This window comes from Providencia sp. PROV188, from assembly GCF_027595165.1.
GTDB classification, from domain to species: domain Bacteria; phylum Pseudomonadota; class Gammaproteobacteria; order Enterobacterales; family Enterobacteriaceae; genus Providencia; species Providencia lanzhouensis.
This window is the reverse complement of record NZ_CP097291.1, coordinates 345325-361864: the sequence shown is the minus strand read 5'-3', so window position 1 is coordinate 361864 and position 16540 is coordinate 345325. Positions and strand designations below refer to the sequence as shown.

The following is a 16540-nucleotide window of genomic DNA, read 5'->3' as shown; positions in this document are numbered from 1 at the left end:
ATAACAGTATGTTATGTCACTCACAAGCGTTCCACTAAATAAAAAATAAGGCCATGTCAGAAAATTTCCGCCCTATGAGTTGGGCAAAGAACCCACATCTCCAAACCTTATTGCCAAGGATCTTTCGCCGTACCCCGAAAATTATCCCAACATGGCAGCGATTAGAATTGCCTGACGGTGATTTTATCGATCTTGCTTGGAGTGAAAACCCAGAACAAGCGAGCGAAAAGCCTCGTTTAGTGATTTTTCATGGGTTGGAAGGAAATTTTAAAAGCCCCTATGCCCACGGGATGTTAGAAAGCGCCCAGAAACAAGGGTGGCTCGGCGTGATCATGCATTTTAGAGGATGCAGTGGTGAACCTAATCGCCAAAAACGTATTTACCATTCCGGTGAAACCAGTGATGCACGCTATTTTTTACATTGGCTAAAACAGACATGGGGTGATGCCCCCACCGCCGCGGTAGGCTATTCCCTTGGCGGTAATATGCTCGCCTGTTATTTAGCTGAAAACGGTGAGAATGCTGAATTAGATGCTGGCGTCGTTGTCTCGGCGCCATTAATGCTTGAAGCCTGCTCCATGAAAATGGAGAAAGGAATTTCTCAGCTCTATCAACGTTACCTATTAAATGGATTGAAACGTAACGCCACCCGCAAACTGGTGCGTTATCCGGGTTCACTTCCTCTTAATTTGTTGCAGCTTAAACAGTTAAAACGCATTCGTGAATTCGATGATGTGATCACCGCGCGTATTCATGGTTTTGATGACGCTGCTGATTATTACCAAAAATGCAGTGCGCTACCTAAGTTATCTCAAATTACTAAGCCAACCCTGATTATTCACGCGAAAGACGACCCGTTTATGGCGCCCGAAGTCGTGCCTGATTTAAGCCATTTACCCGAAAATATTGAATACCAAATGACGGAGCATGGTGGGCACGTCGGCTTTGTCGGCGGTAGTTTTAGAAAACCACAAATGTGGTTAGAAACTCGCATCCCTCTGTGGCTAACTGCGTATTTGAATGAGCAAAAATCATGATTATTCCGTGGAAAGATCTCGCCCCTGAAACCCTCGAAAATCTTATCGAGAGTTACGTTTTACGCGAAGGAACTGATTATGGCGTTCACGAAAAAAGCTTACAGGACAAAGTGGATGATGTGAAACGGCAGTTAGTTTCCGGCGAAATTGTGCTAGTCTGGTCTGAGTTACATGAATCGGTAAATTTCATGCCTAATAACCAGTTTCGCCCGTAGCGCTGTTTCTCAAAAATAGTGGTCATGGCGTAAAACAGGGAGTCCACTATGTCGAAGAAGCATCCGATTATTGCAGTGACGGGTTCGAGTGGCGCAGGAACAACCTCAACGAGCCAAGCTTTTCGTAAAATTTTCCATCAATTAAATATCCGCCCTGCCACCCTTGAGGGGGATAGTTTTCATCGTTATACCCGTCCTGAAATGGATATGGCTATTCGTAAAGCTCGCGAGCAAGGGCGCCATATCAGTTATTTCGGCCCAGAAGCCAATGATTTTTCTCTACTGGAACAAACCCTCATTGATTATGCCCAAACGGGTGGCGGTCAATCTCGGAAATATTTACACACTTACGATGAAGCCGTGCCTTATGGTCTACAACCCGGCACATTTACGCCATGGGAGCCATTACCCGCTAATACCGATGTGCTGTTTTATGAAGGATTACATGGTGGCGTAGTCACCCCGGAGCATGATGTTGCTCAGCATGTTGATTTACTTGTCGGTGTAGTACCGATTGTTAACCTTGAATGGATCCAGAAATTGATCCGCGATACCACCGAGCGAGGGCATTCTCGTGAAGCCGTAATGGATTCTGTAGTCCGTTCGATGGGGGATTATATTAACTATATTACACCACAGTTTTCTCGTACTCATATTAACTTCCAACGGGTTCCTACCGTTGACACCTCTAACCCTTTCTCTGCTAAAGCAATACCTTCACAAGACGAAAGTTTTATCGTTATTCGCTTTAGAGGATTAGAGCAGATCGATTTTCCTTATTTATTATCCATGTTAAATGGCTCATTTATTTCAGCGATGAATACCATTGTAGTACCCGGTGGGAAATTAGGACTCGCAATGGAGCTTATTATGATGCCATTAGTGGAAAAGCTAATGAAACAGCGAAATGGGTAGTTTGACACTCTCATTAAAGAGATAAATAACAAGATGCTTATCTTAATTATCGATAAGCATCTTAATATCAAGAAAACAATTACGGCGCTTTAATTTCGAAACTATGAGTCACGTTAACCGTTTTTTCTAGCATGATAGCAACGGAACAATATTTTTCAGCCGAAAGTTGAACCGCACGCTCCACCACTTTGTCCGTTAATTCACGTCCCGTCACAATAAAGTGCAGGTTGATATCCGTAAAATAACGAGGGGCTTCTTCACGACGCTGTGAAGTTAATTTCACTTCACAATCAACAATATCCTGACGACCTTTTTGCAGAATAGAAACCACATCAATCGCACTGCATCCGCCTGCCGCCATTAAAACCATTTCCATCGGACTCGGTGCTTTATCGCCCGCATTACCATCCATCATGATTTGATGACCTGATGCCGACTCACCTAGAAAAGAGAGCCCTTCAACCCACTTTACGCGTGCTTCCATTTTTATTCCTCTCGAAAATAGTGATATTTATCGTCACATTGTTCCATATATCTAGACAATGTTATATCAGCATTATTAGGCTGAAGCGATACAGGGAAGACTTTCGGCATTGGATATGATACAAACAATGGTCAGTTGATAGGATTAAGATCAAAACTCAACGATTTAATTGATTATATTATACAATTGATATTAATTTACGTTAGCCTAGAGCAGCATTAATAATAGGCATCAATGTGACTTAGTATGCTAAGCTAGACACTTTAAAGTCAGCCTTTCCCTACTTTTCGAAAGGTTGCAATAACATACAGAGGATAACGCTAATGGTTCTCGGCAAGCCACAAACAGACCCTACTCTTGAATGGTTTTTGTCACACTGCCATATTCATAAGTATCCATCCAAGAGCACTCTGATCCATCAGGGTGAAAAAGCAGAAACCCTTTACTACATTGTTAAAGGTTCAGTGGCTGTTTTAATCAAAGATGAAGAAGGCAAGGAAATGATTCTCTCTTACCTCAATCAGGGAGATTTCATTGGCGAACTTGGGTTATTTGAAGAAGGGCAAGAACGTACTGCGTGGGTTCGCGCGAAAGTTGCTTGCGAAGTCGCGGAAATTTCTTACAAGAAATTCCGTCAGCTGATTCAAGTCAATCCAGATATCCTGATGCGCCTTTCTGCGCAAATGGCAAGTCGTTTGCAAACCACATCCGAAAAAGTGGGTAACCTTGCATTCTTAGATGTTACTGGTCGTATTGCTCAAACATTGTTGAATTTAGCTAAACAGCCTGATGCGATGACTCACCCAGACGGTATGCAAATCAAAATTACTCGTCAGGAAATCGGTCAAATCGTAGGTTGTTCTCGCGAAACTGTCGGTCGTATTTTAAAGATGCTGGAAGATCAAAACTTAATCTCCGCACACGGCAAAACGATTGTTGTTTACGGCACTCGCTAATTTACCTGTCAGCCTCACCTTTCTTGGTGAGGCTTCGTATTGAAATAGCTTTATACTTCACGTACAAAGCTATTTTTTTACTTATAGCTCAGTTTATATCGTCTCAGTAACGAGTGTCGTTTCTTTATATTCTTCTAGCTAATTATCGAACTAAGATAGTGAGAGTTAATCATTATTTGGAGATTATTAGTTATGCCACATATTTCCCAGAATTCTACAAAATCAACACCACTTAACACAATCAATAAGAAAAGTAGTTCAGAAGAAAACCTTGTTACGAAAAATAAATCTTCTCTAATAGAGCCTCGTACAAAAACACCTTTTATATCTCCTGACTTATTAGCAAAAGCAAATGAAATCTCCAATGTAATTAAAAGTGGTATGAATATTGAATATTTACTTCCTAGTCAGTTTATTAAATTCCCAGTTAATCAGGAAAAAGCTATTCTAACAGATATATATACACTCCCACCTTATGAAGATAATAGAAATCACTCAGCACCACTCTCTATTATTAATTTAGACAAAAACAATACTTCACCAAAAGACATTAAATGGGATAACACACCAATGGAAATCAGCAATTCAAGCAAACAAACAGTGAATATAAAAAATAGCCATTTTTTAATTAAAGATTTTGGCATCAATAAGTTAAAGCATTTTTTCTATGAATCTATTGAGAAAGTAAAATCAACAGGGAAAATTCAAGCTTTAGTCATTGTGAACAAAATAATTCCCAGAGAAAAAGATTTATACAACGTTAAGTTTTATAATAAAGAAGGAACGGTTGAAATACAAAAAACTCACAAAGAAAATGTAGTAATGCTAAACGACGTAAAAAACCCACCAATATCATTTACAGGCAAGGAAAAAGATAAATTTAATAAAATTAAAGATCTACAGAGTGTAATTCACACCCTAGAAAAGGACATACTCAAAATAAAAAAAACTAATCCCGAAAATATAGGCAACTTACAAAGTGAATTTAATTATACAAAATCTTTCAAATACTTAATTGACCAATGCATTCTATCACCGAGTGATCAAAGAGATAAAAAATTCGACGCCACTATTGAAACGATGAACAGAGTTGTTAATGAATTAAAAAATGAACGTGACAATTTTAAAGGAAATCAAAATTCAAGCATAAATATCACCGTTGAAAACAACATTTATAAGAGTAATGGTAGCTTAAGCTCCAATTCATCCAGCTATTTTTCAGAAATAACGGAGGAATCAGAATATAGTTCAGAAGAAATAACAAAGATGCATATAGAAAACGATCATATTACCACTCAAAAAAATAATGAGTTAAAAAACAAAAAAGCAGAAAATACAGAGGCACCTCAGAAAAAAACACATTCTGTCGTGAATTCAAAGAAAAAAACATATCAATCTAATGGAAAAATATATATCAATAGAGCAACTATATTACGAGACAAGCATATTAGCAAAACGTTTAATTTAAATGAAAATCCACAAAAAAAAATATTAAACGATGGGAAACTAAATACTAAAGAATTAGATACAAGTTTTGAAAAAATCCAAAAAACCTTACATGATATAAATGTTCTAGGCGAACAAATAGTCAATGAAAAAGCTCACTCTGCGATGCTTAAAACGGAACTAGCTAAGCTTAAATAGCGAGTAACAGCTTGATAAAATGCTCAGTGACAGAGGCAAATTCGTCTCTGTCACTATAAAAATACAATTAAGCCAGCAGCTTACTAATTGCCGTTTCTAACTTCGCCATACCGCTATTAATTTCATCTTCAGAAATAATCAGTGATGGTGTAAAGCGCAATACATTTGTACCCGCATTCAGCATCATCAGCCCTTCAGCCGCGCAAGCTTGTAGAATATCTTTTGAGCGATTCAGTAATTTGCCATTTAGTTCTGCACCAATTAATAAGCCCATTCCACGAATTTCAGCAAAAATGCCATATTGGTCATTAAGCTTGTTTAAATGGGCGACAAATAACTCACGGCGCTTAGCAACCCCATCAAGTACTTCATCGGTATTGATAATATCAAAAGCGGCATTACCCACCGCACACGCCAGCGGATTACCACCATAAGTGGTTCCGTGTGAGCCCACTTCCATAGTCTTAGCAATTTCAGCGGTTGTAATCATCGCACTAATCGGGAAGCCGCCGCCGAGGGCTTTTGCTGTGGTTAAAATATCGGGAACGACATCATAGTGCATATAAGAGAATAATTTCCCCGTACGCCCCATTCCACTTTGCACTTCGTCAAAAATAAGTAATGTATTATTTTCATCGCAAAGCTTACGAACTCCTTGCAGAAATTCTGATGTTGCTGGGGTTACCCCGCCTTCCCCTTGAACTGGCTCCAAAACCACTGCACAGGTATTTTCATCGATCACGGCTTTAACGGCATCAAGGTCATTAAAAGGCACATGAATAATATCCGCAGGTTTTGGACCGAATCCATCGGCATATTTCGCTTGTCCGCCAACTGAGACAGTAAATAATGTTCTGCCGTGAAACGCTTGCTTGAATGCAATGATCTTCGTTTTATATGGGCTATATTTGGTGATGGCATAACGACGCGCTAACTTGAATGCGGCTTCATTCGCTTCAGAGCCAGAGTTCACAAAAAATGCACGGTCTGCAAATGTTGCTTTGGTTAATTTTTGAGCCAGCTTTAACGCCTGCTCATTGGTAAAAACATTGCTCACATGCCACAGTTTTTCGCTTTGTTCACGAACAGCAGCGACTAAACTTGGATGGCAATGACCAAGCGCTAAAACCGCGATCCCACCTGCAAAATCAATATATTCTTTACCTTGCTGATCCCAAACGCGACTACCTTCGCCTTTAACTGGAATAAATTCAGCTGGCGAAAAAATAGGTAACATAACCTGATCAAAAGTTTGCCGATTGACTTCGTGTTGTTCTGACATACCCCTCACCTGCTCTTTATCGAATGCCTAAGTGAAAATATAAGCATCAAATATGAATAAAAAATCAATAAAGAGCAATAGGCAAGGGTAAAATATGCATAATTAATTTTGCTATTCGCGAAAATCAACTACTAATATTTGAGAAAATTACTCAACAACTCATGACCTTGTTCGCTGAGAATACTTTCAGGATGGAATTGAACCCCTTCAATTGGCAGGGTTTTATGGCGGATCCCCATAATTTCATCGATATCCCCGTTATTCAGTGACCATGCGGAGACATCAAAAGAGGCTGGTAGTGTTTCTGCCGCAATCACTAAAGAGTGATAGCGAGTCACCGTTAAAGGCCGATTAAGTCCTTTAAATACCCCTTGATGATTATGGTGGATAGATGACGTTTTGCCGTGCATCACTTCTCTCGCTTTCACGACAGAGGCACCAAACGCCTGCCCAATGGCTTGATGACCTAAGCAGATTCCCAAAATGGGCACTTTTCCGGCAAAATGTTTTATCGCTTCCAGAGAAATCCCTGCCTCATCAGGCGTGCAAGGACCCGGTGAAATGACCAAATGGGTTGGAGCCAATTGTTCAATTTCTTCAATGGTAATTTCGTCATTACGTTTCACCAGCACTTCCGCCCCTAGTTCGCAGAAATATTGGTATAAGTTGTATGTAAATGAATCGTAATTATCAATAAGTAAAAGCATAGTAGCCTATCCGACTGATTTTTATCATTATAAGTTTTTTTGTTTATGCATAATTCGTGGCGGTTAGCAATTAGAACGCGTCCCAAAAACCATAAATTATCACAAAGGGCGGCTATCATAGCACAGCCAAGACAGGAAAATAGCCTATTTACGTCAAGTAACCCACTTTCAGTACAAAATTTCCATATAAAAATCATGGGATTATATTCACAAGAATATAACAACATTCAAAATTTGATAATAATTGCTTTAAATACAATGGAATAAAATAGCAGCAGCCAGACTAAATTAGATTGCCCTTCATGTTGTGTATTTCATGTACAATATTTTTTTTCACTCTAAAATAAGCTCCATATTTAGTGCTAATTTTAGAGGTTGCTATGTATATGTATACCAAAACGCTTCTTGCTAAAAAAACATCATCAATTAGCGAATTTAAAAAAATCCCTCCGCCGCAATGAATGAATCAAATGGAGAGCCTGTTGCCATTTTGAGCCACAACAAAGCGATCTTCTACTGCGTACCTACTGATTTATTCGAGCTAATGGTAGAAAAACTTGGCGATCAACTCCTATTAGAAAAAGCAATCGCACGCATGGATGATGATGAAATAGAAGTGAGTTGGGATGACTTATAATGGAAAGAGTGTAAGAAAAAATGCAAAGAAAGGCTTTGTAGATAAGAGGATGATTGCAATAAACCACCCTCTTTATTAGAAATGATATTAAGGCTTTTTAATCACTTCCGCGGAAATAATCGTAATAGGTTCAACAGGAACATTTTGATATGGGCCTACGTTCTCTGTTTTCACTTTAGAAATTTTGTCTGCAACATCCATTCCTTTAACGACTTTACCAAATACCGCATAGCCGAAATCACGTTGCCCATGATCTAAAAACGCATTATCAGCAACATTAATAAAGAATTGGCTGGTTGCACTGTCTTTATTTGCGCTACGAGCCATTGAAATAGTGCCACGTAAATTACGTAATCCATTATCAGCTTCGTTAGCGATTGGTGCACGGGCTTGTTTTTGCTGCAATTCTTTATTAAAACCGCCGCCTTGGATCATAAATCCAGGAATAACACGGTGGAAGGTTGTACCGTTGTAATAGCCTTCATTAACATATTGCAGGAAGTTTTCAGTACTAACAGGGGCTTTTTTACTATTGAGTTCTAATTCAATATTACCTGCGGAGGTGACTAATTTAACGTAAGTTTCACCCGCGGCTAATGCAAGAGAAGTTGTGCTCATTGCACAGATTGCCAATAATGGCACAAAAATTCGTTTCAACATTCAAGATCCCTTTTGTTAATACCCAAAAACATATTAATGCCCAATTCTAGAGCGAAGCGGGAGTAATTGCTAAAGATTTACCTATATTTACGCCAAATAGTTAAATTTTGCTGAATTAAATTAATTGTAGAGCCATTTAATGAAAAAACCTTCGCTTAATGTCATTCTCAAATAGATATCGCACCAAATATCCCCCTTTTGTTGTTTGTATGCTATTCAGTCGCTATAATCCCCCAGCCTTTTGAGGCTACTCAGGGAGAACCACCAATGGCAATTAAAAACCACAACTACCACATGACAAAATTTGTCATCAGTGCCCCCGATATCCGTCATCTACCAAAAGATACGGGCATTGAGGTGGCGTTTGCTGGCCGATCTAACGCGGGCAAATCCAGTGCATTAAATGCATTAACACAGCAAAAAAGCTTAGCGCGAACCAGTAAAACACCGGGAAGAACTCAGCTTATCAACCTGTTTGAAGTTGAAGAGGGCATTCGCCTAGTTGACCTTCCGGGCTACGGTTATGCCGAAGTACCTGAAGAGATGAAGCGCAAATGGCAGCAAGCTCTCGGTGAATATTTACAGAAAAGAGAATGTATCAAAGGGTTAGTGATTTTGATGGATATCCGTCATCCATTAAAAGACCTCGATATGCAGATGATCGAATGGTCAGTCGCCATGAGCATTCCTGTTCTTGTTCTACTCACCAAAGCGGATAAGCTCGCTTCAGGCGCAAGAAAGAAACAGTTAATGGAAGTTCGCCAAGCATTAGCGCCGTTATCAGTGGAAGGCGATATTGAAGTGGAATATTTTTCTGCACTGAAAAAAATGGGTATCGATAAATTACGTATCAAACTCGACAGTTGGTACAGTAACGCCGCAGAATAATCTTTTCATTCCTTGTACGCCCATTCGGCGTACAACGGTCTATGCCGTTAGCGCATCAAAATTTATGCAAAAAAAATGCTCCAGTCAAAAACTTGACTGGAGCAGCTAATATTCAGCTAAATCCGATTACGTGAAGTAAAAGGTCTGAAAGATAGAACATCTTACCTCTGTACCCTACGCCTGATAATGTACTTTATTTTCCGCTCGAAAAAAAGGCTTTTTGTAGTTTTTTTTCAAAGCTTACTACGATTCAGCCCTGCAAATTGCCTAATAATTCGCTAAAAACGTATTTTTACTACATATTTATGAGATCTAAGTCGCATAATAACAACCTTAGCTATCCCAACGATATATTTAAAATTCAGTGTTTTACCCATGAATTATGTGCAATTTAAAGGGAATAAAACGCCTCCAAATTTCTGCGTAAATACCACTATAAAAAATATTCTAAGCATAAAAAAACACCCCAAAAATTGTCTCCAACCTTTGGGGTGCCTTACATTATCTTCTACTTAACTCTTAGCTTTTGCTTTTGCTTTTGCTTTTGCTTTTGCTTTTGCTTTTAGTTTTTACTTCTAAGATCGTTTTACCAACCAATACTCTAAATAGTTCATGTTGTGGCAAGGCGGTGAGCGAAGACAGCTTGGGGAGCATACACAAGTATGTGACCCAAGTGGCTGAGTGAAACCAACACAGCCACAGCGTGAAATATGACGAGTATTAGTGCGCTTCGTCCCAGTTCGAGCCGACACCCACCTCCACTTTGAGAGGAACATCCAGCGTCATACTCTGCTCCATCAGCGCCTGAACCTTCGCTTGTACCTTCTCTAACTCGGACTCTTTGACTTCAAACACCAGTTCATCGTGCACCTGCATGAGCATATCTGCATCTGGTTTTTCGGTTTCGAGCCAATTATCTACTGCTATCATCGCTTTTTTGATGATATCAGCTGCTGTACCTTGCATTGGAGCATTGATCGCTTCGCGTTCTGCTGCTTTACGGCGCATACCATTGCTAGATTTAATATCGGCAAGATACAATCTACGCCCTTCTAATGTCTCAACATAACCTTGTTCAGACGCTTGCAGGCGGGTATTTTCCATATAACGCAGCACACCTGGATAACGCTCAAAGTAGAGATCCATATAACGTTGTGCTTCTCCACGTGGGATGCCTAACTGGCGAGCCAAACCAAATGCACTCATGCCATAAATCAAACCGAAGTTAATCGCTTTTGCACTACGGCGTTGGTCGCTGGTGACTTCCTCTAACGGAACACCAAATACCTCGGCTGCGGTGGCTCTATGGATATCTTTCCCTTCCGCAAACGCCTTCAATAAGCCTTTATCTTGGGAAAGGTGCGCCATAATACGCAATTCAATTTGTGAATAGTCCGCTGCCATCACTTTGTAGCCATCACGCGCCACAAACGCTTGGCGGATACGTCGACCTTCTTCGGTACGCACTGGAATATTTTGCAAGTTCGGGTCACGGGAAGATAAACGTCCCGTCGCTGTTACTGCTTGGTGATAAGAGGTATGCACGCGATGAGTTTTTGGATTAATCATCAGCGGCAGCTTATCCGTATAGGTGGATTTTAGCTTCGCTAAGCTACGATGCTCTAACAGTAATTTTGGTAGTGCATGGTTTAATGCCAGCTCTTCCAACACTTCTTCGTTGGTTGAAGCAGCGCCACTTGGTGTTTTCTTGATAACTGGCAATTGCAGCTTTTCGAATAAAATCGTCTGCAACTGTTTCGGAGATGCCAGATTGAACTCTTCACCCGCTAACTCAAACGCCTGTTTTTCCAACTCCGCTAAACGCGCGGTGATCACCTGAGACTGCGCCCCTAATGCCGCCGCGTCAATCAGCACACCTTTACGTTCCATACGCACTAACACAGGCACCAACGGCATTTCGATATTTTGGAAAACGTGGGCTAATTTTGGCTCTGCTTCCAGTTGTGGATACAGCGCTTGATGCAGTAACAATGTCACATCCGCATCTTCCGCCGCATAGTTTGCCGCTTGTTCCAATGGAATTTGGTTAAAGGTTAACTGCTTTTTGCCTTTACCCGCTATCTCTTCAAAACTCACGGTCTTATGGTTGAGATGGCGATCTGCAAGGCTGTCCATATCATGACGTCCCATGCCTGCCACACTGTTCAATACATAAGATTCCAACATAGTGTCAAACGCGATGCCTTTTAGCGAAATATCGTAATTTAATAACACTTCCGCATCGTATTTTAGATTTTGACCGATTTTGCCGATTTTCTCATTTTCTAAGATAGGCTTCATCGCTGCCAAAACGTCTTTTAAAGGCAACTGATCTGGCGCATCAAGATAGTCATGCCCGACAGGTAAATACGCGGCATGACCAGCTTCGATAGCAAAAGACATACCCACTAAACGAGCTTCTTGGGTATCAAGGCTGTCAGTTTCTGTATCAAAGGCAAACAGCGTCGCTTCGCTGAGTTTTTTCACCCAACTATCTAACTGTTCTTTATCGAGAATTGTTTGGTAATTTTCAGCACATAGTGTTGGGACGGCAGGCTTAGATTTTGCCGCAGGCTGGCTTGCTGGTGCACGGTAACTTTCTGCGGCTTTAGTTGGTTTCCCCCCTTTGCCGTCCATCCAGCTACCATTTTCAACATCGGCCAACCAGCGTTTAAATTCATAACGGCTAAACAGTGAATGAAGTTTATCCGCATCCAGTTCCGTCACTTTGAGTTCTTCACACGGTTTTTCTAGCTCAACATCCGTTTTAATCGTCGCCAGTTGGTAAGATAACAGTGCGAGTTCGCGGTTCTCTTCCATTTTTGGTGCGAGGGTTTTAGAGCCACGGAAACCGAGTGGAGCAATCGCATCTAAGTTTTTATAGATGTCGTCTAAGCTACCAATACCTTGCAATAATGCTAATGCGGTTTTTTCACCGACACCCGGTACACCCGGAATATTATCGGATGAGTCCCCCATTAAGGCTAAAAAGTCGATAATTAGGCTTGGTGGAACCCCATACTTCGCTTCCACTTCTTCAGGACCTAAGATGGTGTTGGTCATTGTGTTGATCAGAGTGATATTCGGTTCAACCAACTGCGCCATATCTTTATCGCCCGTACTGATCAGCACTGGCATCCCTTTACTGCTGGCTTCACGCGCCAACGTACCGATGACGTCATCAGCCTCCACACCAGGCACCACTAGCAGCGGCAGCCCCATGGCTTCCACCATTTCATGCAATGGTGCAATTTGAGCACGTAAATCATCCGGCATTGGCGGGCGATGGGATTTGTAGCTTTCAAACAGTTCATCACGGAACGTTTTTCCCTTAGCATCAAAGACAACCGCCACATGACTCGGGGTATATTGCATGATTAGGCTACGCAGCATATTCAACACGCCATACATCGCTCCGGTAGGTTCACCAGCGCTGTTGGTCAATGGAGGGAATGCATGATAAGCACGGTACAGGTAGGAAGAGCCATCTACCAAAATAAGGGGATTTTCAGCAATCTGAGCCATAATCTGTCATCATCTTTTTTATCGGGAATGAATGGGGGATAGGATGCCACATTGTGGCTTCAGATACACCTTGAGATTCAATTTCCCGCTGAGTTATCCCATTTCTTATGCGATAACTTCCTGTGGATAACTTTGTGAGTAAAATTTAGTTATCTAAAAGATTCAATGAGTAAGAGAATTGCAAGAAGAAAACAATAAAATAAAATCAATAAGTTAGCTAATGAGGCTTTGATTTATCGCAAATCAGGGGGGATGGTCGAATTGTGGATATTGATAACGGACAATCAGTAAATAAAAAGATAGCGGCAAGTTGCCGCTATCTTCATTGATTATTTTTTGCTGACTAAGAAGTTCACAACTTTTGAGTATTCTTTAGCATAATCCTCTGCGTTATCGACAGAAATTCCGTTATTACGGATTTGATATTTACCATCGACGAATAACGCTGGCACGCCACGCAGTTTTAAATCTTGTGCGGCATTTTGTTGCTTAGCAACTAACGATTTCACGACGAAGCTATTCAGTGCTGCATCGTATTCTTCACCTGTTACACCCGCTTTAATAAACGCATTACGGATATCCGCAGGGGTATTGATCGTTTGGGTTTTCTGAATGCCTTCAAACAGAATTGGCGTCACTTTATCTTCAACTTTCAGCACCATCGCCACAGCCCACGCTTGAGTCATTTGAGCACCTAGAGGGCCTAAGAAATCAACGTGATAACGCGCTTTAGTGACACCTTCTGGCAGGTTTTTCTCTACCGTTTGTGGCACTTTGTAGATGCTTTCAAACTGATAGCAGTGTGGGCAGTAGAATGAGAAAAACTCCAGAACTTGCGGTAAGTCTTGTACCGGAGGCTTAACATCCGTGTACTCTTTACCTTCTGAATAATTTGCTGCCGCAGCACCAAAAGACATGGCAATACCAATCAAAGCCAACATGATTTTTTTCATAGAAAACTTTCTCCAAAAACATAGTCTTAAATATTAAAATTGCGGGTTCAATTGCAAAGGAGCATCTAACAACCGTTCAGTTTGCTGTGCAAACTCGATAGATTGCTTTTGCCAAAAATCAGCAGATTGGATCCAAGAAAATGCTTTCGGGAAAGCGGGATCTTGCCAGCGACGAAGGATCCATCCTAAATAATGCACCATTCGCATCGCACGTAGCGGTTCAATCAGCTTTAACTCACGTACATCAAAATCACAAAACTCGTTATACGCTTCTAATAACGTATCCAGTTGGATAATCTGCTCTTGGCGTGAACCATTAAGCAACATCCATAAATCTTGCACCGCAGGACCATTGCGTGCATCGTCAAAATCCACCAGCCACGCTTCATCACGCCACAAAATATTGCCAGGATGGCAATCCCCTTGCAGGCGAATAAAAGATTGTTGAGCAGGCCACAGGGCTTTAACTTGGGCAATCAACTTATCCAATGAATCTATCAATGGTGCTTTATCACGTTCAGTAATTAATGAACTGGCGGCGATAATATTTCTCGGTTGGTCAAGATACTCATCCACACCAAGAGTCGGACGAAATGCAAAGTTTCGCTGTTTACCGATTTGATGCACTCGTCCTAATAAATGACCGACACCCTCAAGCTGGAATAAATTATCCGTTTCATATTGGCACCCTCCGATACTCGGAAAGAGTGCAAACATAAACCCACCAAACTCTAATACCGTTTGTCCGGCAAATTCTAAAGGCGCAGCCACCGATAAGCCTTCATCTTGTAGCTCAAGGGTAAAATCATGCTCTTCTTGAATTTGAGAACGGTTCCAGCGCTCAGGACGATAAAATTTCACCACATAGCGTTGGCGATTTTCATCCTGAAATTGGTAAACGCGATTTTCGTAGCTGTTAAGCTCTGTCAGCCCTGATTCTGGGTAAATCCCCGCTTCCATCAGCGCATCAAGGATCAAATCAGGGGAGATCCCACTAAAATGGAAGCTCGATTGTTCTGTTAAATCCATGTTCATTTAATCTTTTATGATGCCACGAGCACGTAGAATGGCCGTTTTAAAATCATCTTCGTAATCTTTTTGAATACCGGGGATCACCGCATTGCTGTCAGTGCCACGCATTTTTAGATGATAAATTAATACGTCGTCTGTCAGTTCAGATAAACTGCCTTTAAAACCCGCTTCATCTGCCAGTTTTTGCAGTAATTGCACTAAATTTAAATCTGAATTGTCCTTCCATACTGGATGCAGAAGTTCGATGACTTCATTTAAACGATGGCATTTCATGTTTATTCCTTATCACGAATATTCGATACAAGTTACCAATAATCCTACAAGAGAAAAAGGGAACAGTTGTCAATCTAAGTAAAGTTTAACCGTTTCTTGTATTAATATTCATTGATTTTATAGGAAAATAGAATAGATTTTAGCTGTTACTATACTCAAAAAACTACTTAAGTTCGTTAAAACATTTTCGCTAAGATTTTCAGAGATATTGAACATGTCATTTCGTCAGTCGATTACAGGCGTGATCCTCGCCGGGGGCAAAGGCACCCGCATGGGTGGCCAAGATAAGGGTTTAATTCCTTTATTGGGTAAGCCGCTATACCGCCATATTATTGAGCGTTTGCAGCCGCAAGTCGGTCAATTGATGATCAACGCTAATCGCCACCACGCAGAATATGCACAAAGCCAGCTGCCCGTTTTCACGGATTTAACCGCAGATTTTTCGGGTCCCTTAGCAGGGATGCAAGCTGCACTCCATCAGGTCACCACCGATTGGCTGCTATTTGTCCCTTGCGATGTTCCCGAATTCCCAACTGATTTAGCCGAAAAAATGTTTCGCGAAAAAGGCGAGCACCTTGCCTGCTACGCCTGCGATAACGAACGAGAGCACCCGACATTTACCCTACTCCATCGGTCTCTCCAGAAACCGTTGAATGATTACCTCGCAAGAGGAGATCGCAAACTGATGCTATTTATGCGTGAAATCGATGCAAAAGGCGTCATGTTTACCTCTGAAACCGGCACATTTGCTAATTTAAATACGCCGGAAGATAGCCGTAACTGGGAGTTACAACAAAAAAAATCATGAACCAGAACACGTTACCTCTACTCGGGATCACCGCCTACAGTGGCACCGGGAAAACTACTTTGCTCAAGAAAGTTATCCCTTTACTGAGACTACGTCATGTTCGTGTGGGCTTAATCAAACACACGCATCACGATATGGAAATTGATACGCCGGGCAAAGACAGTTATGAATTACGCAAAGCAGGTGCAGCCCAAACGTTAGTAGCCAGCAATCAGCGCTGGGCATTAATGACCGAAACCCCTGAATGCAATGAAATGAATCTGAGCTATCTGGCTAGCCGCTTTGATCCTGCTTCGCTAGATCTGATCTTAGTGGAAGGATTCAAAAGTGAGCCCATCGATAAAATCGCGCTATTTCGATCCGATGTAGGTAAGCCGCTAAACGGCTTAATTGACGAGTATGTCGTGGCGGTTGCCAGCGACGAAATTATTGATACCGACGTGCCACAATTGGATATCAATAACCCCGAACAGGTGGCGGATTATATTGTTTCCTGGTGGCAGAAAAGCCAGTAAATTGGCTCT

At 41.2% G+C, this 16540-nt stretch carries 18 protein-coding genes; 9 read left to right on the top strand and 9 right to left on the bottom strand.

What is annotated here, in order from left to right:
- Positions 1 to 53: 53 nt before the first annotated feature.
- The 3 genes from M5X66_RS01615 to M5X66_RS01605 are packed head-to-tail and all read left to right on the top strand — an operon-like array spanning position 54 to position 2167.
- Complete coding sequence (locus M5X66_RS01615) at positions 54 to 1037, top strand: hydrolase (RefSeq protein ID WP_108478755.1); 984 nt, start codon at positions 54 to 56, stop codon at positions 1035 to 1037.
- Complete coding sequence (locus M5X66_RS01610) at positions 1034 to 1252, top strand: YheU family protein (RefSeq protein ID WP_036948684.1); 219 nt, start codon at positions 1034 to 1036, stop codon at positions 1250 to 1252. The genes M5X66_RS01615 and M5X66_RS01610 overlap by 4 nt, the downstream gene beginning before the upstream one ends.
- A gap of 48 nt (positions 1253 to 1300) precedes the next feature.
- Positions 1301 to 2167 carry a phosphoribulokinase gene (locus M5X66_RS01605; protein WP_036948682.1) on the top strand — a complete coding sequence of 289 codons (867 nt, stop codon included), beginning with the start codon at positions 1301 to 1303 and terminating at the stop codon, positions 2165 to 2167.
- 79 nt (positions 2168 to 2246) lie between these two features.
- On the opposite strand, the gene M5X66_RS01600 is transcribed toward M5X66_RS01605, so the two are convergent.
- On the bottom strand, positions 2247 to 2651 hold the full coding sequence (locus tag M5X66_RS01600; protein ID WP_036948679.1) for an OsmC family protein: 405 nt from the start codon (positions 2649 to 2651) through the stop codon (positions 2247 to 2249).
- Between the two features lie 323 nt (positions 2652 to 2974).
- Here M5X66_RS01600 and crp point away from each other — a divergent pair, with 323 nt between their 5' ends.
- Positions 2975 to 3607: a cAMP-activated global transcriptional regulator CRP gene (crp, locus tag M5X66_RS01595; RefSeq protein ID WP_006813718.1), complete on the top strand. Its 633-nt coding sequence runs from the start codon at positions 2975 to 2977 to the stop codon at positions 3605 to 3607.
- Between the two features lie 192 nt (positions 3608 to 3799).
- Entirely contained in the window at positions 3800 to 5251 is a 1452-nt protein-coding gene (locus M5X66_RS01590) for a hypothetical protein (RefSeq protein WP_270103825.1), read from the top strand.
- A 67-nt stretch (positions 5252 to 5318) separates the two neighbouring features.
- On the opposite strand, the gene M5X66_RS01585 is transcribed toward M5X66_RS01590, so the two are convergent.
- Together M5X66_RS01585 and M5X66_RS01580 are read right to left on the bottom strand one after the other, a co-directional pair.
- The gene (locus M5X66_RS01585) at positions 5319 to 6533 is read right to left on the bottom strand and encodes an aspartate aminotransferase family protein (RefSeq protein ID WP_270103824.1); all 1215 of its coding nucleotides are present in this window, start codon (positions 6531 to 6533) and stop codon (positions 5319 to 5321) included.
- 131 nt (positions 6534 to 6664) lie between these two features.
- Positions 6665 to 7240 (bottom strand): aminodeoxychorismate synthase component II, encoded by a 576-nt coding sequence (locus M5X66_RS01580; RefSeq protein ID WP_036948669.1) that lies wholly within the window; start codon positions 7238 to 7240, stop codon positions 6665 to 6667.
- Between the two features lie 457 nt (positions 7241 to 7697).
- Here M5X66_RS01580 and M5X66_RS01575 point away from each other — a divergent pair, with 457 nt between their 5' ends.
- A complete protein-coding gene (locus M5X66_RS01575; RefSeq protein WP_154599889.1) occupies positions 7698 to 7877 on the top strand; it encodes a type II toxin-antitoxin system Phd/YefM family antitoxin in 180 nt (59 codons plus the stop codon).
- Positions 7878 to 7964: 87 nt separating this feature from the next.
- On the opposite strand, the gene ppiA is transcribed toward M5X66_RS01575, so the two are convergent.
- Entirely contained in the window at positions 7965 to 8537 is a 573-nt protein-coding gene (gene ppiA, locus M5X66_RS01570) for a peptidylprolyl isomerase A (RefSeq protein ID WP_036948667.1), read from the bottom strand.
- A gap of 267 nt (positions 8538 to 8804) precedes the next feature.
- On the opposite strand from ppiA, the gene yihA reads away from it, so the two are divergent.
- The gene (gene yihA, locus M5X66_RS01565; RefSeq protein WP_036948665.1) at positions 8805 to 9425 is read left to right on the top strand and encodes a ribosome biogenesis GTP-binding protein YihA/YsxC; all 621 of its coding nucleotides are present in this window, start codon (positions 8805 to 8807) and stop codon (positions 9423 to 9425) included.
- 112 nt (positions 9426 to 9537) lie between these two features.
- Here yihA and M5X66_RS18840 read toward each other — a convergent pair whose 3' ends face one another.
- From M5X66_RS18840 to M5X66_RS01545, 5 genes are all read right to left on the bottom strand, one after another.
- Complete coding sequence (locus M5X66_RS18840) at positions 9538 to 9585, bottom strand: hypothetical protein (RefSeq protein WP_438361642.1); 48 nt, start codon at positions 9583 to 9585, stop codon at positions 9538 to 9540.
- 560 nt (positions 9586 to 10145) lie between these two features.
- A complete protein-coding gene (gene polA / locus M5X66_RS01560) occupies positions 10146 to 12950 on the bottom strand; it encodes a DNA polymerase I (protein ID WP_154609889.1) in 2805 nt (934 codons plus the stop codon).
- A gap of 329 nt (positions 12951 to 13279) precedes the next feature.
- The gene (gene dsbA, locus M5X66_RS01555) at positions 13280 to 13903 is read right to left on the bottom strand and encodes a thiol:disulfide interchange protein DsbA (RefSeq protein WP_036948659.1); all 624 of its coding nucleotides are present in this window, start codon (positions 13901 to 13903) and stop codon (positions 13280 to 13282) included.
- 33 nt (positions 13904 to 13936) lie between these two features.
- Positions 13937 to 14938 carry a serine/threonine protein kinase gene (locus M5X66_RS01550; RefSeq protein WP_442959372.1) on the bottom strand — a complete coding sequence of 334 codons (1002 nt, stop codon included), beginning with the start codon at positions 14936 to 14938 and terminating at the stop codon, positions 13937 to 13939.
- The gene (locus tag M5X66_RS01545) at positions 14939 to 15208 is read right to left on the bottom strand and encodes a YihD family protein (RefSeq protein WP_006659561.1); all 270 of its coding nucleotides are present in this window, start codon (positions 15206 to 15208) and stop codon (positions 14939 to 14941) included. It abuts the gene before it with no gap.
- A 214-nt stretch (positions 15209 to 15422) separates the two neighbouring features.
- Between M5X66_RS01545 and mobA the strand changes: the two genes are divergently transcribed.
- Together mobA and mobB are read left to right on the top strand one after the other, a co-directional pair.
- On the top strand, positions 15423 to 16016 hold the full coding sequence (gene mobA, locus M5X66_RS01540) for a molybdenum cofactor guanylyltransferase MobA (protein ID WP_036948657.1): 594 nt from the start codon (positions 15423 to 15425) through the stop codon (positions 16014 to 16016).
- Complete coding sequence (mobB, locus tag M5X66_RS01535; RefSeq protein WP_108478748.1) at positions 16013 to 16531, top strand: molybdopterin-guanine dinucleotide biosynthesis protein MobB; 519 nt, start codon at positions 16013 to 16015, stop codon at positions 16529 to 16531. The genes mobA and mobB overlap by 4 nt, the downstream gene beginning before the upstream one ends.
- Positions 16532 to 16540 lie beyond the last annotated feature (9 nt).